Origin of the sequence: Paraburkholderia sp. GAS33 (assembly GCF_050436645.1) — a bacterium.
GTDB lineage: Bacteria > Pseudomonadota > Gammaproteobacteria > Burkholderiales > Burkholderiaceae > Paraburkholderia > Paraburkholderia phenazinium_B.
Genome location: NZ_JBNDMP010000002.1, coordinates 660,760 through 687,432, shown reverse-complemented (window position 1 = coordinate 687,432; position 26,673 = coordinate 660,760). Strand labels below are relative to the sequence as shown.

Below are 26,673 nucleotides of genomic sequence, written 5' to 3'. Positions count from 1 at the left end.
GTCAGCCCGTCCTTGTCTTTCCTTTGGTTCGCTGGGTCCGTTTCGGAGCCCGTTCGCCGGCCACTCCTTCAATACGCTCCAATGCACGCTGCATCTGCGCCAATCCATGTTCGACGTCCTTGCTGCCGTCGAACAACAGGCTCTCCAGATGGTCACTGAGCACGCGAGTGAGGTCGTGATAGTGCACGGCGGCGGGTGAGGGGAATGCCTGGATCTGGCCAGCCTTCGCCAGCTGATCCATTACGCCCACCACGCGATTGCGCTGCAGCACGTAGCGATCCTCCGCGACGGAAAAGCGCGCGTTGCCGGCCGCGCCTTGCATCACGAAGTACTTCATCAACTCGGCCGACGTGAGTGTTTCGACGGCGCGCCAGGCCGCTTGCCGCGCGGCTTCGTTGCCGCGTGCGGGGATCGCCAGCAGCGCACCGCCGAGCGGTGTCACCGGGGCGATTTCCGGCGTGAAGGTCGGATGCGGCAGCAAGCCAACCCGGGCGCCCTTTTGCAGCAGGATATGGCTGTCGAGAACCCCATAGCGATTGGACCAGTGATAACCCATCGCTGCCTGCCCGCGGCCGAAGATCTGCGCGCTGCGCACCCATTGCAGGCTGCGCAGATCGGTGGGCGAGTACGGGATCAAGGCGCGCAGATACTCGATCACCCGACTGCCCGCTTCCGTGTCGACCCGCGGCACGCCGGTGGCGGCCGTCACCTCTCCTTGCGCGCCGAGAATCTGCAGGAAGATCTCGCCGAGCGGTAAGCCGGGTGCCGCGCACCACGTGATGCCGACCCGTCCACGGCTCGGACGGTGCAAGCGGCGCGCACATTCGACGACGTCAGCGAAACATCGGGGCGGCTGCAAGCCCTCTGCGTCGAACAGGTCTTGCCGGTACCAGAGGAAATCCAGGGTCGGCTGGATCGGAATACCGTACAGATGTCCCCCGCTCCAGCCCGCGCGCCATACCGCATCGTAGAAGTCGAAGCCCGAGATCCGGCTGCCGCTTTGCAAACCCTGCAGATCGAGCAGACGTCCGTCTGCAGATAGTTCGGCCAGCCAGGGAAATGGGATCGCCACCAGCATCGGTCCGTCCGGCTCACGGCCCGAGTCACGTGCGAGAGCAGCGCCCAGCTCGGCACGATAGTCGTCTTGCGGACACATCTGGATGGCCAGACGCATGCCGAGGAAGCGCTCGAGATCCGCGCGGTTTTGCTTGATGATTTCGAACACCGGATCGGCGTAGGCGAGCAACGTGAGCTCGATCGCGTCGTTAAAGCCTGAGGCCGCGGGGCGCGGCCATGCTACGTCGGTTGCCGGGGCGAGGCTTGCAGCGTTGAAGCGGTCGAGCGCCTGGGTATCGACCGCACCGACCAGCAGCCTGATGGTTTGCTCGGTCACCTTGTCGAGCTTGTCGAGCAGCATCACAGAGGGCTTCACCTCCGCGCGACTGCTGTGTTTCGACAGCGGACGCATCTCTAGCCAGCCTTGCGCCTTCAGCGCGAAGATGCAGCGGCGTGCGCTCGAGCGTGGCAGGCCGGAATGGTCTGCGAGGGCCGTGACCGTCGTCTGCCGGTCGTTCAGATGGTTGCGCAGCAGCACGCTAAGGATCGGCCAGCCGGCCTGTGCGGTTTCGCCGAACTCCGTGCGCAGGATGTGCGCGAGGCCATCGATAGCGGCGATCGCCGCGTGCCGGTCCCGTTCATGCATCTGTCTCTCCCCGTCTGGCGCGTAGCTGCGGCGCTAGTGAGTCTAGCAGGACCGGGCCAGGCGAGGTACGCTTGGTTATCACATAAATCATTGATAAAAATAAATATAACCATAATGGTCATATCGATAGTGACCTGCGCGGCAGACCTCGGCCTAGGATGTCATGGCGGTCACAACGCCGGTCAGCACCAGCGGCGTCGGCACACGCACCCACAAAACAAGATCTGGAGACAAGCATGAGAAACCTCGCAAGCCGCGTCGCCGTCCTGGCGGCGCTTGCATTCTGCGCGCAGGTCTTTGCGGCGGATGCGCACTTCGTGATGATCTCGCACGCCCCCGACGCCGATCCGTTCTGGAACGTCGTCAAGAACGGCATGAGAGACGCCAGTGACGATTTCGGCGTGTCGGTGGACTACCGCAATCCGCCCAACGGCGATCTCGCCGACATGAAACACCTGCTGGAACAGGCGGCGGCCCGTCAATACGATGGCGTCGTCACCAGCATTCCCGATGTCGACGTGGTGCAGGCGCCGATCAAGGCGATCGTCGCGCGGGGAATTCCCGTCATTACGTTCAACTCGGGCACGAGCGAGCAGAGTGCCGCGGTCGGCGCGCTGCTGCACGTGGGACAAAGCGAATATGAAGCCGGCAAGGGCGCGGGCGAACTGGCGAAAGCGGCGGGCGTAAAGAGCTTCCTGTGTGTAAACAACAACGTGACGAACCCGATCTCGTTCGACCGTTGCCGGGGCTTTGGCGACGCGATCGGCGCGGACTTCAAGACATCGACGCTCGACTCCGGCAACGATCCTATCGAAGTCGAGAATCGCGTGTTCGCCGCCTTGCACCGCAAGCCGGACACCCAGGCCGTTCTTGCGCTGGGTCCGACCTCGGCCGATCCTTCATTGCGCGCGGTGGAAAAGCTCGGCCTGAACGGGCACATCTATTTCGCTACCTTCGATATGACGCCGGCCGTCGACAAAGCGATCTCAGACGGTCGCGCGGCGTTCGCGATCGATCAGCAGCCGTACTTGCAGGGCTACATTCCGGTGGCGTTGCTGGCGCTCATGAAGCGCGACAACACGCATGACGTCGAGCGTGCGCTCAAGGAACTGGTAGCCGATCCGGCGTTTCAGAATCGCCTGAAGAAGTATGGGCTCGTACCGCATTTCGGCCCGCATGGCGTCGCCACGGGGCCGAGTTTTGTCACGCGGACCAATCTCGGTGTGGTTGAAAAATACACCGGACAGTATCGCTGAGCGGCGCGAGCCGTCGTGCCCGGGACGCGGGTGGCCGTTGGGAGTCGAAGCTGACGTTTGCAAGGAGAACTGCATATGTTTGAACTGGCTGTATGTGCCGAGATGGTCTTTCGCGATCTGCCGATGCTGGAGCGCGTGCGCAATCTCGCCGAACTGGGTTTTCAGGTCGAGATCTGGGACTGGACCAAACACGATATCGACGCCCTCGCGCGCAGCGGTGCGCGTTTTTCCTCGATGACGGGCTATATCAGCGGCGATCTCATCAGCGAGCAGGGTGTCGATGCGCTGTTGCAGAGCGCGGAGCAGTCGATCGAAATTGCACGCCGCCTCGACTGCCCGCGTCTCAATCTGCACGGCACAGGTCTGGACGGCAGAGGCTTGCCCGTCAAGCCGACGCCGGTCGTGAGCGGCGCGATGTGGCTTGCCGCGCAACGCTCGCTTGGCCGCATCGCCGCGCTGGGCGAGCGGGCGGGCGTGGTGTTTTGCCTTGAGAACCTGAATACGGCGGTGGACCATCCCGGCGTGCCGTTCGCCAAAGCGGCCGATACGCTTGCGCTGGTGGCAGCGGTCGATAGTCCGCACCTGCGCCTGAATCTCGATCTGTATCACGCGCAAATCGGCGAGGGTAACCTGATCGAGCTGGTGCGGCGTGCGCTGCCGTATATCGGCGAAATTCAGGTCGCCGATGTGCCCGGACGTTGCGAGCCCGGCACCGGCGAGATCAACTATCCCGCGATTGCAGAAGCATTGGCGGCGCGCGGCTATCGCGGCACGATCGGCCTCGAGGCGTGGGCGAGCGGCGACGACGAGCTTGCGCTACGGCGTTTCCGCGAGGCGTTCACCGTGTCTGCAGACAAGTCTCGCATCAAGTAACGGTGTTTTGTAACGGCGCCCGGCGGCGCCGCGGACACACAGAGAAATTCCAGGCTCAATCAATAGGAATGCAAAATGAATGACGATAACATTGTCAGAATCGGGCTCTTCGGCGCAGGTGCAATTGGTTCGTTTCATGCGGAGAGCGTGGCGCGGCGTCTCGCTGGCGCGCAACTGGCGGCGATTGCCGATCCGGCTGCCGGTGCCGCCCAGCGGCTGGCGGACAGACTGGGCTGTGCGCTCGCCACGACCGATCCCGACGCACTGCTGACGGATCCCACCATCGACGCGGTGCTGATCGCCTCACCGGCGCGCTTTCACAGCGAGCTCATCGTGGCGGCTGCGAAAGCGGGTAAGGCGGTGTTCTGCGAAAAGCCGATGGCCTTGTCGATCGCCGAAGCGGACCGTGCCATTGCTGCTGCACGCGAGGCGCGCGTGCCACTGCAGATCGGCTTTAACCGGCGCTACGACAAGGCGTGGGCCGACGCGCGCCGGGTAATTGTCGACGGCGAACTGGGGACGCCGCAGTTGCTGCGTTCGTTGACGCGAGACCCAGAGCTTGCCGATCCCTCGCGGGTGCCGCCGTGGGCCGTTTTCTTCGAGACCTTGATCCACGATTTCGACACTTTGCGGTTCCTCAATCCCGGCGCGGAGGTGACGGAGGTCTATGCGCTTGCGGATGCGATGGTGCGGCCGGATTTCAGATCGCGCGGGCCGCTCGATACCGCGCTGGTCAGTCTGCGTTTCGACAATGGCGCGATGGCGAGCGTCGAGGCGAGCTTCCAGGCAGTGTACGGGTACGACGTGCGCGGCGAAGTGTTCGGCCAGGGCGGCATGGTCACGATGGGCGACGTACGCCGCTCGAATATGACCCGCTTCGGTGTAGACGGCGTGAGCAGTCCAACGGTTCGGCTAAACGTCGACCTCTTTCACGACGCCTACACCGCGCAACTGGCAGCGTTTGTCGAGACGGTTCGCTCGGATAAGGGCAGCGGCCGTCTCAGCGAGGATGCGCCAGGTGGCGAAGATGCGCGCGCCGCTCTGGCGATTGCGCTTGCCTGCGTGCGCTCGGTAGAGGAGAAGCGACCCGTGCGGGTAGCGGAAGGGTCGCAGGCGTAGTTCAAGCGTCCGCAACCGGGCGCTGCGGCTGGCGCAGATGATTCCACGTCGCGAGTCCCGCGAACACCACTCCAGCGATGCTCACGCCCACCCATCCGAACACCGGCCAGACCGCGGCACCGACCGCCGAGCCCGCCGCGCCGCCGATGAAGTACGCCACCATGTAGACCGTATTCACGCGGCTGCGGGCGTCGGGTGAGAGCGCGTAAATGCGCGACTGGTTGGAGATCTGCGCAGCCTGCACGCCCACATCGAGAATGATCACGCCGACCACCAGCCCGGCGATGCTCGTGCTGGACAAGCCGAACACGACGAACGATACGGCGACGAGTCCGATCGACAGCGTGATGATCGTGCGCGGTCCGCGTCGGTCGGCGAACTTGCCCGCCAGCGGCGCGGCCATGGCCCCCGCTGCGCCGACAATCCCGAACAGGCCCGCAGCCTGCGGCCCGAGATGGAACGGCGCGCCTGCCAGCAGCAGCGCCAGCACCGACCAGAAAATGCTGAACGCCGCGAACATGAATGCGCCGGTAAGCGAAGCCTCGCGCAGACCCGGGTGTTCGACGATCAGATGCCACATCGACACCATCAGTTTGCCGTAGGGCAGCGCTGAAGTCGGCTGGCTCTTCGGCAGACGCAGCAGGATCACCACGGCCAGCACCAGCAGCGCCACCACGGAAACGCCGAAGACTGCGCGCCAGCCGAAATATTCGGCCACGAGGCCGGCGGCGGTCCGCGCCAGCAGGATCCCCAGCAGCAGCCCGCTCATCACCGTGCCGACCGCTTGACCACGCCCGGAGGGCGGCGCGAGTTCGGCGGCGAACGGCACGGCCTGCTGCGCGATGGTGGAGAGCACGCCGATCGCGAGGCTGGCGCCGATCAATACCGCGAGAGTCGGTGCGGTGGTGGCGACCACCAGCGCGACGCACAGGCCTGCGATCTGCAGCAGGATCAGCAGACGCCGGTCGAAGCGGTCGCCGAGCGGCGCAAGCAGCAGCATGCCGGCCGCGTAGCCGAGCTGGGTGGCGGCCGGCACCACGCCGACCCACGACGCGCTACGCGGAAACGACTCGCGCAAGCTGTCGAGCAGCGGCTGGTTGTAATAGATATTCGCGACGGAGACGCCGGCGATGACGGCAAGCAGAAGCAGCAGGCCACGCAGCGAGCGTTCAGTGGCGGCGGGTGAGGCGGAATCGGTCGTGGACATGAGCGGGGGCCTTCGACGGAGCGTCAGGATAGACGCTCCTCAAGCCCGCCGATCATACCGGAGCGAGGCGGATCGTGCTGATCCCATGAAAATGAGATGCCCGTTCGCTTTCGATCCGTACAATCCCCCGGCCCCGCGACGGGGCAATCGGCAATCTTCGACGCAACAGACCATGAAAACGCAGCGATTTGCAGGACTTGAACCGAAGGGCTTCGGCGGCTGGCTGCTGCTGGCGATGCTCGGACTCGTGGCCATGACGGCCGCCACGATCGTGGAGTTGCACGATCCGCTCAAGATGATGCTCGAGTGGGAATTGCTCGCGGTGTTCGTTCGGCCGGAAACGCACGGCTGGTATCGCGCCGTGATCGCAATGGTCGGCATGGACGTCGCGACCGGCGTGTTCATCGTGGCCGGTATGGGCTGGCTGCTTTTGCTTGCGTGGCGGCGCTCGGTGCGCTTTCCCGTGCACCTGCAGGCATGGCTTCTCGCCATCGTCGTGATGCGCACCATTGCGTATCTGGTAGGCGACCACATGACCCACGCGATTGCGATCGACGTCGCGATTCCGTTCGACGGCTTCGAAATCGCCGTTGTAGCAGCGGCGCTCGGGATTCCGTACGTCAGGCGAAGCCGGCGGGTACGCAACACCTTTATCGCGCGCTGACCTCCGGGGTTGAGGCGCATCCGCGAAGCTAATATTTTCCAGACGGCCCTCTCGTACAATAGCGTCCACCGTTCTACGTGGACCGTTGATGAAGCCCGTGCCGTTGAAGTTGCCACATGCCATCCCGAAGCATCCTGACGCCGCTGTAGCACGTCGTCGTGCGTGGTTCCCCCGGTTGTTTCAGGCGTGGCGAGCCGTACCGCGCAGCACGCCGGCGATACTGGCCGCGTTGGCGGCAACGGCTCTGGTCACGCTGCCCGTTCACGCCACTCCGTCGATCGCCCAGTTTGGCGAGCCGCGCTACCCGGCCAATTTCAGCCACTTCGACTACGCCAACCCCGATGCGCCCGCTGACGGCACGCTGAAGTTCGGCAACTACAACGAGCTGCAGAGCTACGATTCGCTCAATCCGTTCCTGTTGCGCGGGGCGCCCGCTCCGGACATTCGCGAGCTGATGTTCGATACGCTGATGCAGCGCAGCTGGGACGAAGTGGCATCGGAATACCCGCTGATTGCGGACGACGTCGAAGTGCAACCGGACTTCACTTCCGCGACCTTCCATATCAATCCCGCGGCGCGCTTTTCCAATGGTGATCGCATCACCGCAGCCGACGTCAAATATTCATTCGATATACTAACAAGTCCACAAGCTTCGCCGCTGTTCAATTCCCAGTTTGCGGTGATCAAAAGCGCGACCGTGCTCGACCCGTCGACGATCCGCTTCGATTTCACCCGTCCTGAACGGGACGCGCCGTTGATCGCAGGTGACTTGCCGGTGTTTTCGCCGAAGTGGGGCATGCGGCCCGATGGCACACACGTGACTTTCGAACAGACCGCCAACGTGCCGCCGATCGCGAGCGGTCCCTATCTGATCGAACGGCGTATCAACGACAAGACGATCATTTACCGGCGCAATCCCGCTTATTGGGCCGCGAATCTGCCGTCGCGGCGCGGCATGTTCCGTTTCGAACGCGTGACGTTCCAGCTCTTTCTGGACAACTTCGGTCCGCTCGAAGCCTTCAAGGCCGGCAGCATCGACGTCAACGTCGAAGGCAGCGCCACCATCTGGGCGCGCCGCTATGTGGGAGAGAAGTTTCGCACTGGCGAACTGAAGCAAGGCACGTTTCCCAACGGGCCTGCGTATATGCAAGGCATCCTGATCAATGTGCGGCGGCCGATGTTTCAGGACGTGAGAGTGCGTCGGGCGCTGACACTCGCGTTTGATTACGAGTGGATGAACCGGATGATGTTCTACGACCAGTACCGGCGCTCGACCAGTTACTTTGACCCGGATTCGTTCGGCGCCACGGGCATGCCCGGTCCGAAAGAGCTGGCGCTGCTCGAGCCGTATCGCGCCAGTTTGCCGCCGGCCGTGTTCGGGCCGATGCTGAAGCAGCCGTCGACGCTGCCCCCCAGCTCGCTGCGGGCCAATCTGCGTGAGGCGCGCGACCTGCTGGGCGAGGCCGGCTGGCACTACCGCGACGGCGCGTTGCGCGACGCCAATGGCACTGCCATGACGATCGAGGTACTCGACGACGAACCCGGCATGGACCGTCTGCTACTGCCCTACATGCAGGCGTTGAATACGCTGGGCATCCAGACTCAATGGCGCGAGGTGGATAGCGCGCTGTACCAGCAGCGGCTCGACAGCTTCGACTTCGATACGACCACTGGCGGCTATCTGCCAGTCAGCGTTCCTGGCGTCGAATTGCTGCGTCGCTTCAGCAGTGCGGCGGCCGCGGAGGAAGGATCGGAAAACACCGTGGGCGTGCGCTCCAAGGTCGTCGACGCGCTGATTCAGAGCGCGTTGTCCGCGCAGACGCTCGACGATCTGCAGGCGGCCACCCGCGCGCTCGACCGCGTGCTGATCAATTCATATTATGTGGTGCCGGAATTCTATGCGCCGAACGCGCGCATCGCCTACAAGAGGACGTTCGGCTGGCCTGCGACCTTGCCGAAGTCCTATCGCGACGTGGATTGGGTGATCGACTACTGGTATGTCAAACCGCATGGCGCCTAGTCGATCAACGCGCCTTCGGGCTCGTAGAACGGATACGGCCCCTCTGAGCGATCCACATACGCGTGGTGCGTCACCAGTCCCGTGGCCGCGTCGTAGTGGTGCAGGGCAAAGGCGGCTGGCTCCAGCATGAACGCGGACGGCGCCTCCTCACGCAGATCCAGCGCCACCTGGTGCGCAGGCGCCGGCACCGCTGAGGCGATCGTGCCGCCGAAGCGCACGAACATCGGGCGATGCACATGCCCGCAGATTACCCGCTCGACATTCGGATAGCGCGCAATCAGCGTCGCCAGCTTCTGCGCCGCCTGCGGCTCGAGCCGGATCTCATCCATATGACCAATGCCGCAATCGAACGGCGGATGATGCAAGGCGACGATCACCGGTTTGCCTTGCGCAGCCTCCAGTTGACCGGCGAGCCATTCGAGACGCGCCTCGCACAGATCGCCGCCGCTTTCGCCGGGCACGATGGAATCGAGCGCCAGCAGGCGCAGCGGGCCGATATCAACCGCGTACTGCACGAAGTCGCCGCCCGCGCTTAACTCGGGACGGTCGCTGAAGGCGTCGCGCAGGGCTGCACGGTCGTCGTGATTGCCGACCAGCAGGTAGTACGGAATCTCGAGCGGCGTGAGCAGTTTCTTCAGATGTTCGTATTGCTCCGGGTCACCCTTGTCGACGAGATCGCCAGTCATGATGACGACATCGGGACGCGGCTCGAGTGCATTGAGCGCCGCAACGCAACGGGCGAGTGCGGCGCCGGTATCGACGCGGCGGTAAGCGAGCGCGCCGGGCCGTTTGATATGCAGGTCGCTGATCTGGGCTAGCAACATGGGAATGTCCTCGTAGGTTCGCTTTGTTCAAGATAGCGCAATCAGCGCTTCCGGGGCGATCGAAATGCCGACCGGCGTGCCGCGCGCGAGTTCGACACGGCCAGCCACGTCGACGATCAGGGCATCGGGCGCCGCGCCGCCAATCGTCAGACGGGTGCGCTCGCCGAGAAAGGCCGCGCTTTCGACGGTGCCGCGCAGATGGGCGCTGGCCGGATCGGCCAGGTAGGCGTCTTCGGGCCGGAAAAACAGCTCGTTCTCTCCGGCTGCCGCCGAGCCAGGCGTGCTGCGCAATGGCAGCGGCACCGCCCCGCCTGTGGTGCTCAGCATGCCTTCACGCCGCTCGCCGGCGAGGCGGTTGATCGTGCCGACGAACTGCGCCACCGCGCGATTCGCCGGACGGTAGTAGATATCGCGCGGTGTGCCGATCTGCTCGATGCGGCCGGCGCTCATCACGACGATCCGGTCGCCCAGTTCCATCGCTTCGGCCTGATCGTGGGTCACATACACGGTGGTGATGCCGAGTTCGCGCAGCAGCGTATTCATCTCGCCGCGCAAGGCGTCGCGCAGGCGGGCGTCGAGCGCAGTGAGCGGCTCGTCGAGCAGCAGCACGCGCGGCTGCATCGCCAGCGCCCGGGCGAGCGCGACGCGCTGACGCTGGCCGCCGGAGAGCTGATCGATCGGTTTGTCGGCGTGGGCGGTGAGCCGCATCATCGCGAGCAGTTCATCCACGCGTTGACGCGCGATGTCTGCTGCCACGCGTTTGATCTTCAGCCCATAGCCGATGTTGCCGCGCACGGTGAGGTTCGGAAACAGCGCGTAGCTCTGGAACACCATGCCGACCTGGCGCTTCTCGATCGGCAGCGCGGTGACGTCTTCGTCGCCAAAGGCAATCTGGCCACCGGCGTCAGGCGTCTCCAGACCGGCGATCATGCGCAACGTCGTGGTCTTGCCGCAACCGGACGGCCCGAGCAGCACCAGGGTTTCGCCGGCGCCGATCTGCAGGTCGAGCGGTTCGAGCACACGCGTGCCGCGAAACGTCTTGGCACATTGCGTCAGCGTGATGGGAACGGGAGCGAGTTTCATGGCGTGTCGATGGTGCGGGTTGAACGTGGCGAAGCTGCCTTAAGGCGTTTCGGCTTGCTGCTGCGCTGGCCAGTGGCGTCGACGCCGAGCCATTGCATGGCGACCAGCAGCGGCATCGTCATGATGAAGAACAGGATCGTGTAGGCGCTGCCGATCTCGATGCGCAGCGACGCGTAGGTATCGGCGAGGCCTACTGGCAGTGTCTTCGTGTCGGGGGTGTGCAGCATCCACGTGAGGTTGAATTCGCCGATCGAGAGCGTCACCACCGCCAGCGCACCGGCGACGATGCCCGGCCGTACGTTTGGCAATACGATGGTCAGAAAGCGCTGCGTAAAACTCGCGCCGAGGCTCGCGGCGCCTTCCTCGAGTGTCCGCAGATCGGCGCTTGCAGCGACGGCGGCAACCGCGCGCACCATGAACGGCAGCGTGAACACGACGTGACCGACGACGATGAACCCGACGCTCATGCGGAACACCGTGATGCCGCCGTACACCACCAGCAGTGCGAGTGCGGACGCGAGACCGGGCAGAGCGATGGGCAGCACCAGAAACTCTTCGATGATGCGCGAGAGCCGCGTCTTGCTGCGTGCCAGCACGTAGCCCGCCGGCACGCCGGTGAGCAGCGTGATGACGAGCGTCGCCGCCGCGACTTCGAGCGACAGAAACACCGATGCGTGATACTGCGTCCACACTTCGATCAGCCAGCGCAGTGTTAGGCCGCTCGACACACCCTTGAAGTAATTGACGGTGAGGCCGGCCATGATCGACATCACGACCGGCACGATCAGAAACGCGCACAGCAGCAGCGTTACGAGCCACTGGCCGGCTGAGAGCAGCGTGCGCGACGACAGGCGCGGCTGCGTGCGGCGCCGGGTCGACGGCGCCGACGGTGGCGCGGATGGCGGTCTGGCGGTGTCGGTTACGGAGTTCATCGGTGTATCTTCATACGGATTGATAGCAGAGCTAAGGGGTACTTGTTCAACGCGGCTGGCGTGTACACATCGTCACGTAGGCACCTGCGCTAAGCACTCGCTGCGACAGCCGAGCCGGTGGCGCTACGTGCCAACGCCAGCACGAGCCACGTCACGAGGCCAAGCACAATCGACAGCCCTGCGGCCGTTACCATGTTCGCGTTCAGCGTGAACTCGGTGTAGATGGTCATCGGCAGGACGTCGATATCGGTGGCGAGCGTAAAGGCCGTGCCGAACGCGCCCATCGCGGTGGCGAAGCACACCGCGCCTGCCGCGATCAGTCCCGGTGAGAGCGCGGGCAGCACGATGTCGCGCATGATCTGCCACGGCGACGCGCCAAGCGATCGGGCCGCTTCTTCGAGCGAGGCGTCGAGCTTGGTCGCCGACGCCATCACCGTCACGATCACGCGCGGAATCGAGAAGTACAGGTAGCCGAGAAAGAGGCCGCTCATCGAATACGCGAAGACCCAGCGGTCGCCAGTCAGCTTCAGCGACAGCGCGCCGATCAACCCCTGACGTCCCGCCAGCATGATCACCATGAAGCCGACCACTACGCCAGGGAACGCCAGCGGAAAGGTCAGTAGTGCGAGCAGTGTGCGCTTGCCTGGGAATTCGCGCCGCGCCAGCAACAGGCCCGAGATCACGGACAGCACCAACGTCGCCGCTGTGACCGCCGCCGAGAGCAGCACGGTCGCGCCGAGGCTTGTCATGTAGCGCGCGTTGGTCAGCATCGCGCGGTACGTATCGAAGGCGTGGCCGTTGCCGCTCAGCTGCGCGAGCGCGCCCATCGGCAGCAGCCAGAACGCAATGAAAACTGCGAGCGCCGGCGCGATCAACGCAATGCGCCAGCGCAGCGGAAACGTGACGTCGTTCAATGCATCACCTGAAGATACTGTTCGCCGAAGCTTTGCTGCTTCTCCGCCATCTTGCCGAAATCGACCGCTGTGGCGCGGGCGTATTCGCTTGACGGCAGGAATTTGGCGGCAGCTTCCGGGCTCATCGCATTGGCGCGGACCGGACGAAGGTAGGCATTGGCCCACAGCTTCTGGCCTTCGTCGGAGAGCACGAAGTCCAGCACCTTCTTGCCGTTGGCTTCATGCGGCGCGCCCTTCACGAGGCTCATCACATACGGCACCGAGATCGTGCCTTCCTTCGGAATCACGAATTCGACATTGGCCTGATCCTTGTATTTCGCGCGGTAGGCGTCGAAGTCGTAGTCGAGCAGGATCGGAATTTCGCCGGAGAGCACACGCGCGTAGGCGGTCTGCTTCGGCACGATCGGCGCGTTGGCCTTGAGCTTGCGGAACCAGTCCAGACCCGGCTGGAAGTTGTCGAAGCTGCCGCCTAGCGCCTGGTTCACCGCCACCGCGCCGGCATAGCCCACGAACGCACTCGACGGATCGAGGTAGCCGATCATGCCTTTGTACTCGGGCTTGAGCAGGTCGGCCCACGAACGCGGCACAGGCTTGCCTTCGAGCGCATCCTTATTGACGAAAAAGCCCAGCGTGCCCGAGTGGATCGCGAACCAGTAGCCTTGCGGATCCTTCATGTTGGCAGGGATGTCGTCCCAGTGAGCCGGCTTGTATGGCTGGATCACGCCTTTGTCTTTTGCCTGGAAGGCCGACGACACGCCGAGGTAGACGACGTCCGCCACCGGGCTCTTTTCTTCGGCCATCAACTGGGCGATGGACTGCCCGGAGTTCTTGTTGTCGAACGGCACGCGAATGCCCGTCCTGGCCTGGATCGCCTTGATCTGGCTCGCCCAGTCGGCCCATTCGGGCGGGCAGTTGTAGCAGATCGCAGTCTCGTCGGCATAGGCCGCGGCGGGTGCGGCGAGGATAGTCGCGGCCGTGGCAAACAGGGCAGAGGCGGTTAGCACGGCGGTGGCGGTGGTGCGCGTCAGCTTGCCGGTCAACTGACGCAGGACGGCACCAAAACAGGAGGAACGGCGAGTCACAGCGGGTCTCCTTGGAAGGAAGGTAGCGAGAAGTTTGTTAAATCGTGCTTCAGCAGCGGGGCCTGTGAGGCGCCTGTGCTGCGTGTTGTTTCTATGCGCAGTGCTGGTAAATCAATGATACGGGTGCGTTACGCCAGCGGTTGTATCGAGCGCGGGCGCGAGGTTTCGCTGGTGTTCGAGATTGCGGCGATCGTGGCGCCTTCGCGCAACGTGTGGGGCAGCGTGAGCGATATGGACGTGTCGCTGTAGGTGCCGTCGATGCGTGCCATCAGCCGTCGCCAGGCGGAGCAGCCGATTTCACGGTTCGGCGCGCAGATGGTGGCGAGCGGCGGCTGCAGCAACTCGCCCATGGAAAGCCCGTCGAAACCGAGAATCGACATATCGTGCGGGATCTGCAGGCGCGCGCGGCGCAGACCGCGGATGACGACCATCGCCAGCAGGTCGTTGCTGCAGAAGAGGGCGGTCGGACGGTTCGGACCGCTGGTCAGATGGGCCAGCACGGAGGGAGCGAGCTCTTCAGCGTTGAAATCGATTTCAAGCGCCGGGGCCGGCGTCAGCCCGGCCTGCTGCATGGCTTGCGCGTAGCCCAGGTGGCGCAGGCGCGCACGATCCGAGGCGGCGAGCGTGCCTGCCAGCATGAGGATGCGGCGATGGCCGTGGGCGATCAGCATGCGCACGCCGTCGTAGGCGGCCAGCCGGTTGTCGACCGACACCGACGGACGGCGTACCGTATCGTTGTGCATCAGCACGTAGAGGAGGCCAGCGCGATCGAGGTCGTCGAGCAGCGGGTGGGTATCGGCGTCCGCGACGGTCAGAGCCAGGCCTTCGACGCGGTGTTCGCGCAGCGTCTCGATGGCGTGGCGCTCGCGCTCGGCGTCGTACTGGGTGGTCATCAGCATCAGCCGGTAGCCCTGTGCGCTGGCCAGGTCGTCAATGCCCTGCAGGCACTCCGCGAACACCGGGTTGGCGATCGTGGGGAGGATGACGCCAATCAGGCGGGTGCGCTCGCCGCGCAGCTGGCGGCCTAGCGGGCTGGGGCGAAAATTGAGCGCGTCGATCGACTGGCGCACCTTGTCGAGCGTGACGGGATTCACGGTGTGCGGCGCGTTGATGGCGCGCGAAACCGTGGCAATCGAGAAGCCTGCGTGTGCCGCGACATCCTTGATGGTAGGGGTCATCGCTATGGTTTTGGCTCGGGTTGTAAACGTTTTCGTCGAGCGGATTATCGGCAAGCTTTGTGACTCGCCGATGACTCGGGAGGCATGGGAAGGCGCGGGTTTGGTGCGGCGGCGACCCAATGGTAGAATCGCGTCCGCCCTGCCGGGGTGATGAAATTGGTAAACATAGCGGACTTAAATTATTGAGTGCCCGACCGGAAACGGCCGGTGCAGAACCCCTCAAATTCGGTGAACCCCCTGGTTTTGCGCTGCGCGCGCAACCGAGGCAACGCCGAGCCAAGCCCGCCGTCGCATGAGTGCGAGGGTGCGGAAGGTGTAGAGACTAGACGGGGGGCGCCTTAGGCGGCGAGGGCTGGCGGTTTTGCCGCACAGTTCAGCCGCGATGGTGAAGGCATAGTCCAGCGCACGAACGAGGATGCCGCCCGGTATCGTCGGCGTCGAAAGACGTGGTGTGACGAAAATCCGCCGCTTAACAGCTTGCCGGTTCGAGTCCGGTCCCCGGCACCAAAGAAGTTTTTGACTGGCGCGCTCTGCGTCAGTGGCTTCCATACAGCCGCCGAACACCGCTAATTCCATTCTGTGCCCGCCAACCGTGGTTAGCCGAATACCTGCGGGTGCTCGGCAAGTATCGCGCTACCTGTTCCGATCAGCGCTACGCCTCCCGCCATCTCCGCTCGCCTGCCATGCTACATGGACAAGAAAACGGCCGATCAAGGACGTCAATGGCGAAAGGCTTGCGTAATGTCTGGCGCTACTTCTACCCACCTCACCTCGTGCGGCAGCGAAGCGAAGATATCCGAGCAATACAGTACTGCGAAATATGGTGGGAATAGCGCCGGTGGCCGCTCCGTTTACCACGAGGCCCAGAAAGGAATCTGGGCCAAGGTGGACAACGCTGGGTCGTCCGGTCAAGGAAGGCTAACACCTCACCTCATCATTGCGAGGCGGTTCGGCACTTGCGTGTCCGTTGGGAATTTACCGTGGTCGAGCGCAGGAGAGGGTGAGTGAACGTCGAAAACGAAAGCGGGTCTGGCGCGGTATCCGCTCAGGAGGACACGGCGAAGCCTAACGTCGCCATGATGACCAGAAATATTGGCCACCTGCTACGACTCGCGCGACTCAGGTTAGCGAATCTGATGGACAAGCAGCTGCTTAAACAATTGGGCATTACGAATGTTCAGGCGACTCTTTTGTTTCTCATTTCGACGGGCGAATCGGCGTCGTTGAAAACGCTTGCGCAGAGCAGCGGCACCGAGATGGCGAGAACATCACGGCTTCTCACCTTGCTGGAGGAGCGGGGCCTGGTGGTGCGCATTCGCTCCGGCTCGGATCGCCGGGTTACCGAGTTGCAGTTGACGGATGCCGGATCCTCTCTGGCCAGTCGACTGCCCATGATCCTCCGGGATGTCGCCGACCTGGCGTTGTCGACATTCGATGAGACCAACAGAGAGCTACTGGTGGATATGCTCTCCGACCTGATTGGGAACTGCGAGATGATCGAGCATCAATCGGCGGGGCGGCCGAGCGAGAGTGACCGGATGAATCCGCAAGAATACTGGAAGGACTCGCTAGACCTCGTCGAGCTCCCATGTTCGCGAGAGTATTGCCGGTAGCTGCGTTTTCGTGCTGCGGCTTTTGTGCAGAGTTGCGGTGGATTCTGCCTGGACGGTCATCAATAATAAAAAAACAGGCCGCTCCGGTGACAAGGGAGGGGAATCCGAAAACCGGAACGGCCTTGAAAGGCTACTCAAACATTCGATGCGCGTTAAAACTTGTAGGTCGCGCCGATCTGCAGGAAACGGCCCATATACGTATAGAGCGACTGGTCGTAGCCGGTCTGGTCGATCTGGCTCAGCCACTCCGGATCGAACGGGGGCGCACGGTTGAAGATGTTGTTCATGCCGCCATAGACCGTCCAGTGCTTGAAGCCTGTGTACGCCACGTTAAGGTTGAACACGCTATACGACGCGGTCGAGAAGTTCAGACCCAGCGCGTTGGAGTACGGACCGGTGTACTGCCATGCGAGATCTGCATTCCACTGGTGGAAATTCCACGAGAGATCCGTGTTGCCCTTCCAGCGCGGGAACGAACCGCCGAACGGCTGCGCAAGCGTCAGGTCGTTACCCGCGCCGTCGACCGTCGAAGCGAGGCCGCCGATGCCGCTCATCTTGAAGTGCCACACATAACCCCAATCGCCCGATAGCTTGAACGTACCAATCGAGGTGGGCAGCGATTGCGCGAACGTCATTTCAAAGCCATCCGTATCGAATGAACCGAGGTTCTCGTATTCGTTGGTCTCGAACGCAATCGAACCGTCCGCGTTCAGGACCGTGCCGCTTGGATCGAGCTGCGTGCCGATCGCCTTGTCGACGTGAATCTTGTACCAGTCGAAGCCGATGTCGGTCGTGCGTGTGGGCGACAGTTCGAAGCCGATGTTGTAGTTCTTCGTACGTTCCGGCTGCAGGTTCGGATTGCCCTTGGTGATGACGTTTTCGTCCTGCCCATTCGGCCCGATCGGCTGGATGCCGATGTTCGACGAATTCGTGTTTTCGAGGAACTCCGGTGCGCGGAAGCCGCGGTTGTACGAAGCGTACGTGGTGAACTGCTGGATCGGCTGGAAGCGCAGGGCGAAACGCGGCGAGAACGCGCCGCCGAAGTCGCTGTAGTGGTCATAGCGGCCCGACTGGCTGAACGTCAGCATCTTGTTGATCAGCGGAACGTCGACCTGGTAGTACACCGCGGCCACGTTGCGCTCACCGTCCACCGTCTGGAGGTTCGGTCCCAGCGTGGTGCCGTTCAGGTAGTTGGCGCCTTCCTCGATCAGTTCGCTTTCGTGCAGGAACTGCGCACCCAGACCCAGGCCGACGTCACCGGTCGGGAGATGGAACAGGTTCGGTGTCGCGAGCGTTGCGTCGAGCGCGTCGAGCTTGGAAATGCCCAGGTTGTTCGCCGTCGTCAGGATGCTGTTCACGGCGCCAGGCGTAGCCGACGGATTCACGAAGTTAAGCGTGCCGTTGTTCAGTGCGGAGGTCAACGCGATCGGATTGACATAGTTTCCGAGCGTGTTGCTCACCGTGCTCATCGAATGCGTGTACCCGGCGTTCCAGTCCCAGTCTTCCTGGCCGGTCGTGAAGCTTCCTTTCACGCCGGTTGCCGCACGCCAGTAGTTTGCATCCGTGGTCGAACCGAACGTACCCGGCAGGGTGCCAAACAGTTCCTGAGCCACGCCGGTCGTGTTGAACGGATTGTTGGCCGGTACCACTGCCGTGAACGGAGTCACGGTCTTGGTGACCGGGTTGAACTGCAGGCTGTTGCCAAGGACAACGGGGCCGTCGTTCGTCGTCGTCGTATTGTTGCTTTCCCACAGATCGGCGTACGCGGTCGTTGTATCGTTGATCTTGAAGTCGCCGTGAACCTTGGCGCTGAAACGCTCCGTCATCGGCTCGATCGACGTGTCTTCAGCCGTATTCCTCAGGCACACATTGCCGCTATTGATCGCGCCGGTTTGCGACGCAATGATGCTGGAGGAAGCGGGAGCAATCTTGCCGCCAGCGCAGCCGAACGGCGTTGCAACACCGGTAGTGGGATTCAGGAAGTACGACGGTTGCTGGACCGAGCCGCCAAACATCTGGTTGCTGAAGTCCTGATTCTCTGTCGTGTCGCGATCGGCCAGCGTATAACCGTTCGACTTGTAGTAGCTCGCGGTCGCCGTGATGTTATAGCCGTCGGAGGTCAGATTGCCGAAGCCGCCAAGAATGCCGAACTTGGTCGTGCCTCCGCCGCCTTGTGTCGCGCCACCATAGCTTCCGTCGAGCTGCAGGCCCTGGAAATCATGTTTGGTGATGATGTTGACCACGCCGCCGATCGCGTCGGAACCGTACTGCGACACTGCGCCCGTCTTCACCACTTCGATGCGGTCGATTGCGTCTATGGGAAGCGTGTTCAGGTCGAAGAACTGATCGGTGCCGTTGACAGCGAATGCAAACGGCGCAACACGTTGACCGTCGACGAGCACCAGCGTGTATTTTTCGCTCAGGCCGCGCAGTGCGATACCGGCGCCGCCGGCAGCAAAGCTGTCAGACGTGGACTCTCCCCAACTGTTGGCCGAGTTCGCGGAAATGGAGCGTACGTAGTCGGAGACGCTCTTTTCCCCCGAGTTCTGAATGTCTTTCGTGGTGATCACCTGAACCTGCTGGAAGCCCACTTTGTCCGCCTGGCGGATCAGCGAGCCCGTGACCTGAAACGTCTGTAATTGCTTGACGTTCTTGCTGGTCGCCGTTGCTGCCGTGCCCGATGCCGCTGCGGGAGCGGCAGCCGCCGCCGTGCCTGAAGCCGCCGCGGTGGCGGCCGGCGTTGCCGTGGCTGCCGGCTGGCTTTGCGCAAACGCTGGAGCGGCGATTGCGGTCGTCAGTGCGAGCTCAGCCCAGACGATTCTTCGAATGGCTAACGCCATTGCCCGTTGTTTCATCTCACCCCTCATAGTTGTCAGTGATGGCCTACATTGTTTGGCGAGGAGAAGTCTTATGGATTCCTCCTCGCGATCCACGGCGTGGATACGCCGAATCCCTGCCTGCGCTGCGCGTGTGCCAACGAGCCATCTACACATGCGGCGCTTCGGACACAATAAGTTTGAATTTGAAAGTCATATCTGAATCGGACTACTAATCGTAGTCATTGTCGTATCGACGATTGGCCTCGGATTTCGAGGACATCGCAACGGCTATCCAACGGCGCGTGCCGGCGGCCTTACACCTGTCGCGTTTCGCTGGAAGGCTTCACGTAAATGAGTTGCGTGACCTTACCAAGTCACAATAATTTTTTGTCGACGTTTGTTTGTCGCGTACAAGCAATTCGCACGGGCATTGGTTGATGTGATTCGACCGGGAGCGCGTCGCGGAGTCGACGGTTTCGGCGCCGAGCCAGCTTCGCTGGGCGGTTCCTATGAAGTGGGAGCAAGTTACGAAGGGCTGCAACGAAACTCGATCCAGATTATTCCATGGCTTAAAAGAAATACATGAAGGGTCGCTAAACAACATTTCGCGAGCATTCCACTCTTTCGGAAATGCATTTTCTGGAAGTGCGTTCTAGATCGGACGTGGCATATCTTCGGCGACGTCGAGGGCGACGTCGCGGGGAACCAGATAAGGTTCGGGGGGATTTGAATTTGCAGCAACCGGACGTGCTACGAGAGATGCCTTAGCGGGCGGCCTGGACGAGTCCGCCGCCCGAGATCGTCGAAGCGTTCGCCCCGACCGTTAAACCAGCACGTGGCCACCATCGACAACGACGACCTGTCCCGTGCTAAAGCCCTGTTGCATCAGATAAAGATACGTTTGGGCAACGTCGCTTGCTTCTCCAACCCTTCGTACCGGCATCTTTTCGGCGATATAGTCATAAAGACCTTCGCGATCGGCTTCGCTCATGTTGTCCCACAACGCCGTACGCAAGACACCGGGCGCCACGGCGTTGACACGCAGCGGTGCAAGCTCGACGGCCAGGGTACGGGTCAGCGATTCGATCGCACCCAGGATGTTCGACGGGATGGTCCAGGCAGGCAACGGACGCGACGACGCCACTCCGCTTGTCAACGTAATGGAGCCGCCCGCTCGAATGAGGGGAGCCCCATACTTGACCGCTTTGAGTGCGCCCCAGTAACGCACTTCGAAAGCTCGCTGCGCGGCTTCAATGCTGAGCTCCGCAAGGTTTTGCAGGAGCAGTGTCTCGCCGGCAGTGTAGACGAGATGGTCGAATGCGCCGACGCGCGCAAAAACCGCCCTGACTTGAGCCTCGTCGGAAAAGTCGAGTGGCTCGCCACGTGTGCCTTGAGGTAGTCGCTCCAGTGCAGCCGCAACGCGTTCCGGCTTGCTCGATGCGATGATGACCTCGGCTCCGGACTTCGCCGCAGCTTCGGCCACGGCAAAGCCAATTCCTGATGTACCGCCGGCTATGACGATGCGGCTGCCTTGAAGAGTGATGCTGGAAAGCTGATTGTTTCCCATGCTTTAAGTTTCGTAAGAAGGAGATCCCGCACGGTGACGTCGAAAGTAGGGCAGCACGTGCTGCCTGACCTGGATCGATGCGCCACCGCGGCCGCGAAAGAGTGTACGTGGTTTGCGAAAATCTCGTTGGAGACGCTGCACTCCGGCCTACGTCGTGTACTGGCCGATCTTTAACGATGCGAACGTGAACGGCTAACCCACCAGCACGTCGGCATTGAGCGTTTGGGCCTTGTTGGTCATGGCAACGCGCGTGCCATCGTGGCCGCCCCCCATTGGTGTCGGGGTATTCGAACAGTGCTAGATGACAAGGACGTGAATTGGATGAGATCGGGAGGGTTGGTTGAGGGAGTGGAGCGCGTCCACAAAAGTCGATAGCTGCCCTGAAAAACTTCCCGAAATTTCCAAACCGACATAGCATTCTTAAAGGAGCATCGGCGATGCTGACGCCGGGAAATAGAACCTTCTGGAGGAACCATGAAAGTACGCACGCATCACGTTGTAGTTGCGGCAGCGCTCATCGGCGTGACGATCCCAATGTCCACAGTTCACGCCCAACTCGGCAACCTGCTAAATCAAGGGAACAACGGTTCGTCGCCGAGTCTGGGTGGTTTGACCGGCGGCTCGTCGTCTGGAGGCCTCGGCGATCTTGGTAGCGCGCTGTCGGGCGGTTCGGTGACATCCGGCAACAGCAGCAATGTCGCAGGCGTGCTGCAGTTCTGCATCAAGAATAACTATCTGGGCGGCAGCAGCGCGTCGTCGGTAAAAGATTCGCTGATGAGCAAGCTGCCAGGCGGCGCGTCGAGTTCCAATGGCGGCTACACCGACGGCGCCAACGGCATTCTGGACACAGGTAACGGCCAGAAGCTGAGCCTGGGTGGCGATGGCGTCAAGCAGCAGCTCACCAAGCAGATCTGCGACAAGATTCTCGACCAGGGAAAGTCGATGCTATAAGCATGGCGAGCTTGTTTCGCTCGCCCTGATCAAAGAATCTCGCGCTAGTGATCGCCGGCACCAGGTGAAGTACTGCTAAACAGTCTCTTTGTCGTTGCGCGCCGCGTTTGATTTGCGCTTCCTTTGAAGCGAAGGAGACCGTTCGGTCAAGCGGGCCGCCGCATCTTTATCCGCAGAGCCCGCGGCCGCGAACCGCCGTCGATACTCGGCTGGCGTCGTTTGTTTTGCAGCCCTGAACTGCCGATTGAAATTGGCGACGTTCGCGAAGCCCGAACGGGCGGCGATGACAGCAACGGGTAGGGAAGTGTCAACCAGCATCCGGCACGCGTGCCCGATACGAACCCGGGCGATATACCGTCCGACGCTCTCACCGATATGTTGAACGAAGTAACGCGTAAGCGTGCGTTCCGACAGGTTAGCGGCCTCACAGAGTTCCGGGAGTCGCAGCGGTTCGGCAAACCGCGCGTCGATTACCGAAAGAACCCGGTTAATCCGTTCGGGCTCATGGCCAGACGGGCCGGCGTTCGCCTGATTGAAAGCACTCGGCGAGGCGAGCGGCTGTCCCGGCGCGTCGGCGAGCGTGCACAAGATATCGAGGGCGGCGCCAAGGCGCTCGCGCGCCTCGCTCGACAGCAATTGTGCGAGGCGCTCACGCATCGCTTTTCCAGCAGGTGGATCGAAGGCGAGCCCACACGCGGCTCTGCGCAACAGCTTGCGTAGCGGTTCATATTCGCGGCAACAATCGGCCATGCGCCGCGCCCAATCGCCGTCGAACCAGATGACGATAGCGACTTGGGGCGAAGAAGCGTCGATCGAACGGTTCGACGACCAGGTGTGCGGAAGATCCGGCGGCACGAGGACGAGATCCTCAGCCTCATAATCGCTAACGGAGTCGCCGATGTAGCGCTTGCCGTGACTGTTCATCGTCAGCGTGAGTTCGTACTCCGGATGATGATGCCACTCGAATGGAATACGCGGCAGACGCCGATGGTAAACCCGCAGTGAACAGTCCTCGCCGAACTCGACGTGCTCATAGGCTGGCTTCATGGCCGAAAACGCAAATGAATTGCCTGAATAGTATCACCATGGCGCGCATCCCCGTCATATGCTCTCGACGTACCAGGTCCGTATGGAGACAGTCATGGCGTTGAAAATCGAAGATTTGCCCGGTGCAATTCGACAAGCGAAAAGAGAATTGCGCGCGGCGTTGCCGAACTATGGCGAGGCGTTCGCCGAGGTCGAAGAAGCGATCGGCGCCGAGGCGAAACGAATCGCAGGGCGGCGCGATCGGGGAGAGGACGTTATCCCCGAGATTCAGTTTTCCGACATTACCGAACAACGCGTCACCGCCGACCAGATCGCGATCGTCAAGGCGCGCGGCGCATGTGTGATTCGCAACGTGTTCCCCCGTGCGCTGGTGCAAGGCTGGGACCAGGAGATTGCCCAGTATGTCGAGCGCAATCATCTCGACAAGCGCCTGGAAAACCGCGCGGAGGACAAATACTTCGGACAGCTCGCTTCCAGCAAGCCGCAGATCTATGGCGTGTACTGGTCGAAGCCGCAGGTACTCGCCCGGCAGTCGGATTCGTTGACTGCGGCGCGCGTGTTCCTGAACCGGCTGTGGCGCAACGAGAGCGAAGGCCGCGTGCACTTCGATCCGGAACGCGTGCCCGTCTACGCCGACCGTCTGCGTCGCAGGCCGCCAGGCTCCGCGTCGCTTGGTTTGTCGGCGCATTGCGACGGCGGGTCGGTCGAACGTTGGATCGAAAGCAACTTTCGCAAAGTTTACCGCCACGTGTTTGACGGGAGCTGGCGCAACTACGATCCGTTCGACGCTGCGTTCCGGCCCGATGTGCAAGAGATCGCTTCGCCCGCCGTTTGTTCGATGTTTCGCACGTTTCAGGGCTGGACTGCGTTGACGCCGCAGGGTCCGGGCGATGGCACGTTGCAACTCGTACCCATCGCGAACGCAATGGCGTACATCCTGTTGCGGGCGCTTCAGGACGATATCGCGGAGGACGACCTGTGCGGTGCCATGCCCGGGAGGGCGCTGTCGATCAAGCCGGAATTTCACGCGCCATTGTTCGAGGCGCTGTCGTCGATTCCTAAAATGGAAGCGGGCGACACCGTGTTCTGGCATAGCGACGTCATCCATGCGGTCGAAGACGAGCATAAAGGCGCGGGCTATAGCAATGTGATGTACATCCCCTCGGCGCCCGCGTGCGCAAAAAACGATGCGTACCTTAAGCGCCAGTTGCCGAGCTTCATGAAGGGAGAAAGTCCGCCCGATTTCCCCGCGGACCATTTCGAGGTTGATTTCACCGGACGCGCCACGGCTGATGACCTGACGCCGCGAGGCAAGGCACAACTTGGCTTTGATCTGTAGTTGGGCAAGGGCGTTTTGTACGCGCGAAGCGGGCACGCAGCTTACCGGTGCTGCAGCGTTGAGAACGGCAAGTGTTTCGTGACCGCCAGACCAGACCGCGATACGATATGGCGGTCCCTTCCTGGAGAGCCGTCCAATGACAAACATCGCAGCGCTTCGCGACTTCTATGCGCGATACGTAACAGCCAAGGCCGGGTGCAAAGACGCAAGAATCTGCGAGGCATTTGCTGCGATTGAAAGAGAGAGGCATCTGGGCCCTGGACCGTGGAATGTATTGACGCTGTCGGGTTACGTCTCGACCGAAACGTCGGACCCGGCCGTTCTCTACCAGGACATTGTGATCGGGCTCAAGACCGAGCGGGGCCTCAACAACGGGGAACCGAGTCTCCACGCACGTTGTCTGGACGCAGCGGCCATCTCGCCGGGCGAGACCATCACCCATATCGGTTCGGGAACTGGCTACTACACAGCGTTGCTCGCGTACCTCACCGGTCACACCGGGAGCGTGGCGGCGTATGAGATCGACCCGGAACTCAGTACGAAAGCAGCTTCGAACCTTGCACACCTGGCGCAGGTTCGGGTCGTCAAGGAAAGCGGAACGCAAGCAGTGTTGCCGCTATCGGATCTGATTTACGTCAGCGCCGGCGCGACGCATCCATTGAACAGCTGGCTCGAATCGCTCAACGTGGGTGGCCGTCTCATCTTCCCACTAACACCTAACCGCGGTCTCGGCGGCATGCTGCTCGTGACGCGCGTGGACGCCAACTCATACGCGGCAAAGTTCATCTGCGGTGCGATGTTCATCGAGTGTATTGGGGCGCGCGATGATGCGACCGGAGAGTCTCTGGTTGCCGCCTTCGAATCGGGTGATATGGCGGCAGTCAGGTCGCTAAGATTGAAGACGCCCGCTGATTCGTCGGCGTGGTTTGTGGGAACCGACTGGTGGCTATCAACGTCAGAGCCGCACGGTTTCGCGGCTTGATATCCCACATCGGACCCAGTTCATAACGCGACGACGACCGGAAGGCGAAGTCGCGGGCTAAACGAGCAGGGATCCAATCCGCAACGCTATGCACTTGCAAAGGCGATATCGGACGGGCTCCCAACCGCAACATACGTCCCGGTAAACCGCAGCTTGCCACTCGCCTTATCGACCGAAAAGATCGTGATATGGTCACTGCGCTGATTCAGCGAATACATGAAACGCCCCGACGGATCGAATTTGATCACACGCGGATAGTCCCCACCGGTAGGCACTTCCCCGACGCGCTGCAGATGTCCGTTTCCGGCGACGCTGAACTGCACGATCGTGTCGTGCAGCCGGTTCGCCACATAGATGAACCGGCCATCATGTGAAAACACAAGTTCCGACGCGAAGCTCGTGCCCTGATACGCGTCCGGCAGCGTCGAGACCGACTGCAACTGCGTCAACGTTCCATGCGCACTGTCGTAGGCATAGCAGACCAGCGTCGACGCTTCCTCTGTGACCTCATAAAGATAGCGGCCATTGGGATGAAACGCGAGGTGCCGTGGCCCGGCGCCTGCCGACGCGGCGACGAACGGCGGATCGTTCGGTGACAGCGCGCCGGTCGCTTCGTCGAACTTCCAGATATACGTTCGATCGACACCAAGATCGGTTGAGATCGCGAATCGACCATCCGGCGAAGGCACAATCGTATGCGCGTGCGGGCCGTCGTGATCGCTGATGGCAAAGCTGCCAGGCACACCTTCCGCCGCGTGCTGCGCACCGGCTGGTGCCTTCGGCTGCTGAACAGAGCACGCTTCGCCCAGCGTGCCGTCGTTCGATACCGGAAAGACCGCGACGCTGCCGCTGTTGTAGTTCGCGACCATCAAAAAGCGGCCGCCTGGATGCAAGCTCAGATAGACCGGACCGGCGCCGTGCGAGTCGACCGTGTTGATCAGTTTCAACGTGCCCGTACCGCTTTCGATCGCATAGGCGCTGACCGAGCCGTCGGTCGTGCCGTTGAAGTTCTTCACCTCGCTAACAGCGAACAGGAAGCGTTGTTGCGGGTCGACAAGGAGACTGCTTGGATTCTCGACGCCACGCAGGGGCTCGAGTGCCTCGAGCTTGCCGCTACTCCGGTCTACCTGGAAGCGATGGATACCGAGGCCATTGGGCGTGTAAGTACCGACGTACGCAAACAACGGCTTGCCGCTATCGGCGGCGGCTGTGGCACTTTTGCTCGCGGCCTGTGCCGGACGAGTCGCCGCGATCGACCCGATCGCGGAAGCGGCCGCCAGCGCACTTACGCTTCTAAGCCAAACGCGTCGCGCCTGTGAACTAGGTACCTCGAGATTCCCGATATTGCTCATTGTTTGTCTCCAAAGTAATAACCGACATTCGCTCGACGCTTCATCGGTATTTGATACTGGTAGTCTGCCCACGGCCGTCTGATATATCGGACATGAGTCCGACTCGGCAGATGAGTTGAAGTGTTTCACGGAAAATAAATCGTGGCAAT

The 26,673-nt window shown here is 62.0% G+C and carries 21 protein-coding genes; 9 read left to right on the top strand and 12 right to left on the bottom strand.

Annotation, left to right across the window (positions count from 1 at the left end; genetic code table 11):
- Position 1: 1 nt before the first annotated feature.
- A complete protein-coding gene (locus tag P3T24_RS09350) occupies positions 2-1,702 on the bottom strand; it encodes an extracellular solute-binding protein (protein ID WP_429434021.1) in 1,701 nt (566 codons plus the stop codon).
- Between the two features lie 236 nt (positions 1,703-1,938).
- Between P3T24_RS09350 and P3T24_RS09345 the strand changes: the two genes are divergently transcribed.
- From P3T24_RS09345 to P3T24_RS09335, 3 genes are all read left to right on the top strand, one after another.
- Positions 1,939-2,958, top strand: coding sequence for a sugar ABC transporter substrate-binding protein (locus P3T24_RS09345; RefSeq protein WP_429434019.1), 1,020 nt, complete (start codon positions 1,939-1,941; stop codon positions 2,956-2,958).
- A gap of 75 nt (positions 2,959-3,033) precedes the next feature.
- The gene (locus tag P3T24_RS09340; RefSeq protein WP_429434016.1) at positions 3,034-3,831 is read left to right on the top strand and encodes a TIM barrel protein; all 798 of its coding nucleotides are present in this window, start codon (positions 3,034-3,036) and stop codon (positions 3,829-3,831) included.
- A gap of 75 nt (positions 3,832-3,906) precedes the next feature.
- A complete protein-coding gene (locus P3T24_RS09335; protein ID WP_429434013.1) occupies positions 3,907-4,950 on the top strand; it encodes a Gfo/Idh/MocA family oxidoreductase in 1,044 nt (347 codons plus the stop codon).
- Position 4,951: 1 nt separating this feature from the next.
- Here P3T24_RS09335 and P3T24_RS09330 read toward each other — a convergent pair whose 3' ends face one another.
- The gene (locus P3T24_RS09330; protein WP_429288281.1) at positions 4,952-6,157 is read right to left on the bottom strand and encodes an MFS transporter; all 1,206 of its coding nucleotides are present in this window, start codon (positions 6,155-6,157) and stop codon (positions 4,952-4,954) included.
- Between the two features lie 172 nt (positions 6,158-6,329).
- On the opposite strand from P3T24_RS09330, the gene P3T24_RS09325 reads away from it, so the two are divergent.
- The gene (locus P3T24_RS09325; RefSeq protein WP_074264078.1) at positions 6,330-6,821 is read left to right on the top strand and encodes a DUF2569 domain-containing protein; all 492 of its coding nucleotides are present in this window, start codon (positions 6,330-6,332) and stop codon (positions 6,819-6,821) included.
- 88 nt (positions 6,822-6,909) lie between these two features.
- A complete protein-coding gene (locus P3T24_RS09320) occupies positions 6,910-8,841 on the top strand; it encodes an extracellular solute-binding protein (RefSeq protein ID WP_429434010.1) in 1,932 nt (643 codons plus the stop codon).
- Here the strand turns inward: P3T24_RS09320 and P3T24_RS09315 are convergent.
- The 6 genes from P3T24_RS09315 to P3T24_RS09290 form a co-directional block, all read right to left on the bottom strand.
- Complete coding sequence (locus P3T24_RS09315; protein ID WP_429434008.1) at positions 8,838-9,665, bottom strand: phosphodiesterase; 828 nt, start codon at positions 9,663-9,665, stop codon at positions 8,838-8,840. The genes P3T24_RS09320 and P3T24_RS09315 overlap by 4 nt on opposite strands.
- A gap of 27 nt (positions 9,666-9,692) precedes the next feature.
- Positions 9,693-10,748 carry an ABC transporter ATP-binding protein gene (locus P3T24_RS09310; RefSeq protein ID WP_429434006.1) on the bottom strand — a complete coding sequence of 352 codons (1,056 nt, stop codon included), beginning with the start codon at positions 10,746-10,748 and terminating at the stop codon, positions 9,693-9,695.
- On the bottom strand, positions 10,745-11,680 hold the full coding sequence (locus P3T24_RS09305) for an ABC transporter permease (protein ID WP_429434003.1): 936 nt from the start codon (positions 11,678-11,680) through the stop codon (positions 10,745-10,747). The genes P3T24_RS09310 and P3T24_RS09305 overlap by 4 nt, the downstream gene beginning before the upstream one ends.
- A gap of 89 nt (positions 11,681-11,769) precedes the next feature.
- A complete protein-coding gene (locus P3T24_RS09300; RefSeq protein ID WP_429288287.1) occupies positions 11,770-12,594 on the bottom strand; it encodes an ABC transporter permease in 825 nt (274 codons plus the stop codon).
- Positions 12,591-13,676, bottom strand: coding sequence for an ABC transporter substrate-binding protein (locus tag P3T24_RS09295; RefSeq protein WP_429434000.1), 1,086 nt, complete (start codon positions 13,674-13,676; stop codon positions 12,591-12,593). The genes P3T24_RS09300 and P3T24_RS09295 overlap by 4 nt, the downstream gene beginning before the upstream one ends.
- Before the next feature lie 128 nt (positions 13,677-13,804).
- Entirely contained in the window at positions 13,805-14,854 is a 1,050-nt protein-coding gene (locus tag P3T24_RS09290) for a LacI family DNA-binding transcriptional regulator (protein WP_429433997.1), read from the bottom strand.
- A 1,004-nt stretch (positions 14,855-15,858) separates the two neighbouring features.
- On the opposite strand from P3T24_RS09290, the gene P3T24_RS09285 reads away from it, so the two are divergent.
- Positions 15,859-16,467: a MarR family winged helix-turn-helix transcriptional regulator gene (locus tag P3T24_RS09285; protein ID WP_429433994.1), complete on the top strand. Its 609-nt coding sequence runs from the start codon at positions 15,859-15,861 to the stop codon at positions 16,465-16,467.
- Positions 16,468-16,619: 152 nt separating this feature from the next.
- Here P3T24_RS09285 and P3T24_RS09280 read toward each other — a convergent pair whose 3' ends face one another.
- Both P3T24_RS09280 and P3T24_RS09275 read right to left on the bottom strand, forming a co-directional pair.
- Positions 16,620-19,322: a TonB-dependent receptor gene (locus P3T24_RS09280; RefSeq protein ID WP_429288291.1), complete on the bottom strand. Its 2,703-nt coding sequence runs from the start codon at positions 19,320-19,322 to the stop codon at positions 16,620-16,622.
- 787 nt (positions 19,323-20,109) lie between these two features.
- Positions 20,110-20,853, bottom strand: a complete 744-nt coding sequence (locus tag P3T24_RS09275; protein WP_429433991.1) for an SDR family oxidoreductase — start codon at positions 20,851-20,853, stop codon at positions 20,110-20,112.
- A 474-nt stretch (positions 20,854-21,327) separates the two neighbouring features.
- Between P3T24_RS09275 and P3T24_RS09270 the strand changes: the two genes are divergently transcribed.
- Complete coding sequence (locus P3T24_RS09270) at positions 21,328-21,804, top strand: DUF2501 domain-containing protein (RefSeq protein ID WP_429404382.1); 477 nt, start codon at positions 21,328-21,330, stop codon at positions 21,802-21,804.
- A 75-nt stretch (positions 21,805-21,879) separates the two neighbouring features.
- Here the strand turns inward: P3T24_RS09270 and P3T24_RS09265 are convergent, their stop codons facing one another.
- A complete protein-coding gene (locus P3T24_RS09265; protein WP_429433989.1) occupies positions 21,880-22,851 on the bottom strand; it encodes a helix-turn-helix domain-containing protein in 972 nt (323 codons plus the stop codon).
- 94 nt (positions 22,852-22,945) lie between these two features.
- Here P3T24_RS09265 and P3T24_RS09260 point away from each other — a divergent pair, with 94 nt between their 5' ends.
- Both P3T24_RS09260 and P3T24_RS09255 read left to right on the top strand, forming a co-directional pair.
- The gene (locus P3T24_RS09260) at positions 22,946-24,190 is read left to right on the top strand and encodes a DUF1479 domain-containing protein (RefSeq protein ID WP_429433987.1); all 1,245 of its coding nucleotides are present in this window, start codon (positions 22,946-22,948) and stop codon (positions 24,188-24,190) included.
- Between the two features lie 136 nt (positions 24,191-24,326).
- Positions 24,327-25,172: a protein-L-isoaspartate O-methyltransferase family protein gene (locus P3T24_RS09255; protein WP_429433985.1), complete on the top strand. Its 846-nt coding sequence runs from the start codon at positions 24,327-24,329 to the stop codon at positions 25,170-25,172.
- An 86-nt stretch (positions 25,173-25,258) separates the two neighbouring features.
- On the opposite strand, the gene P3T24_RS09250 is transcribed toward P3T24_RS09255, so the two are convergent.
- Positions 25,259-26,524, bottom strand: a complete 1,266-nt coding sequence (locus P3T24_RS09250) for a lactonase family protein (protein ID WP_429433982.1) — start codon at positions 26,522-26,524, stop codon at positions 25,259-25,261.
- Positions 26,525-26,673 lie beyond the last annotated feature (149 nt).

Excerpts from the sequence above, each read along its gene's own strand:
- P3T24_RS09250 (WP_429433982.1), bottom strand. The coding sequence starts at position 26,524 with ATGAGCAATATCGGGAATCTCGAGGTACCTAGTTCACAGGCGCGACGC.
- P3T24_RS09255 (WP_429433985.1), top strand. The coding sequence starts at position 24,327 with ATGACAAACATCGCAGCGCTTCGCGACTTCTATGCGCGATACGTAACA.
- P3T24_RS09340 (WP_429434016.1), top strand. The coding sequence starts at position 3,034 with ATGTTTGAACTGGCTGTATGTGCCGAGATGGTCTTTCGCGATCTGCCG.
- P3T24_RS09265 (WP_429433989.1), bottom strand. The coding sequence starts at position 22,851 with ATGAAGCCAGCCTATGAGCACGTCGAGTTCGGCGAGGACTGTTCACTG.
- P3T24_RS09335 (WP_429434013.1), top strand. The coding sequence starts at position 3,907 with ATGAATGACGATAACATTGTCAGAATCGGGCTCTTCGGCGCAGGTGCA.
- P3T24_RS09320 (WP_429434010.1), top strand. The coding sequence starts at position 6,910 with ATGAAGCCCGTGCCGTTGAAGTTGCCACATGCCATCCCGAAGCATCCT.
- P3T24_RS09275 (WP_429433991.1), bottom strand. The coding sequence starts at position 20,853 with ATGGGAAACAATCAGCTTTCCAGCATCACTCTTCAAGGCAGCCGCATC.
- P3T24_RS09330 (WP_429288281.1), bottom strand. The coding sequence starts at position 6,157 with ATGTCCACGACCGATTCCGCCTCACCCGCCGCCACTGAACGCTCGCTG.
- P3T24_RS09310 (WP_429434006.1), bottom strand. The coding sequence starts at position 10,748 with ATGAAACTCGCTCCCGTTCCCATCACGCTGACGCAATGTGCCAAGACG.
- P3T24_RS09350 (WP_429434021.1), bottom strand. The coding sequence starts at position 1,702 with ATGCATGAACGGGACCGGCACGCGGCGATCGCCGCTATCGATGGCCTC.
- P3T24_RS09325 (WP_074264078.1), top strand. The coding sequence starts at position 6,330 with ATGAAAACGCAGCGATTTGCAGGACTTGAACCGAAGGGCTTCGGCGGC.
- P3T24_RS09315 (WP_429434008.1), bottom strand. The coding sequence starts at position 9,665 with ATGTTGCTAGCCCAGATCAGCGACCTGCATATCAAACGGCCCGGCGCG.
- P3T24_RS09270 (WP_429404382.1), top strand. The coding sequence starts at position 21,328 with ATGAAAGTACGCACGCATCACGTTGTAGTTGCGGCAGCGCTCATCGGC.
- P3T24_RS09260 (WP_429433987.1), top strand. The coding sequence starts at position 22,946 with ATGGCGTTGAAAATCGAAGATTTGCCCGGTGCAATTCGACAAGCGAAA.
- P3T24_RS09280 (WP_429288291.1), bottom strand. The coding sequence starts at position 19,322 with ATGAAACAACGGGCAATGGCGTTAGCCATTCGAAGAATCGTCTGGGCT.
- P3T24_RS09345 (WP_429434019.1), top strand. The coding sequence starts at position 1,939 with ATGAGAAACCTCGCAAGCCGCGTCGCCGTCCTGGCGGCGCTTGCATTC.
- P3T24_RS09290 (WP_429433997.1), bottom strand. The coding sequence starts at position 14,854 with ATGACCCCTACCATCAAGGATGTCGCGGCACACGCAGGCTTCTCGATT.
- P3T24_RS09305 (WP_429434003.1), bottom strand. The coding sequence starts at position 11,680 with ATGAACTCCGTAACCGACACCGCCAGACCGCCATCCGCGCCACCGTCG.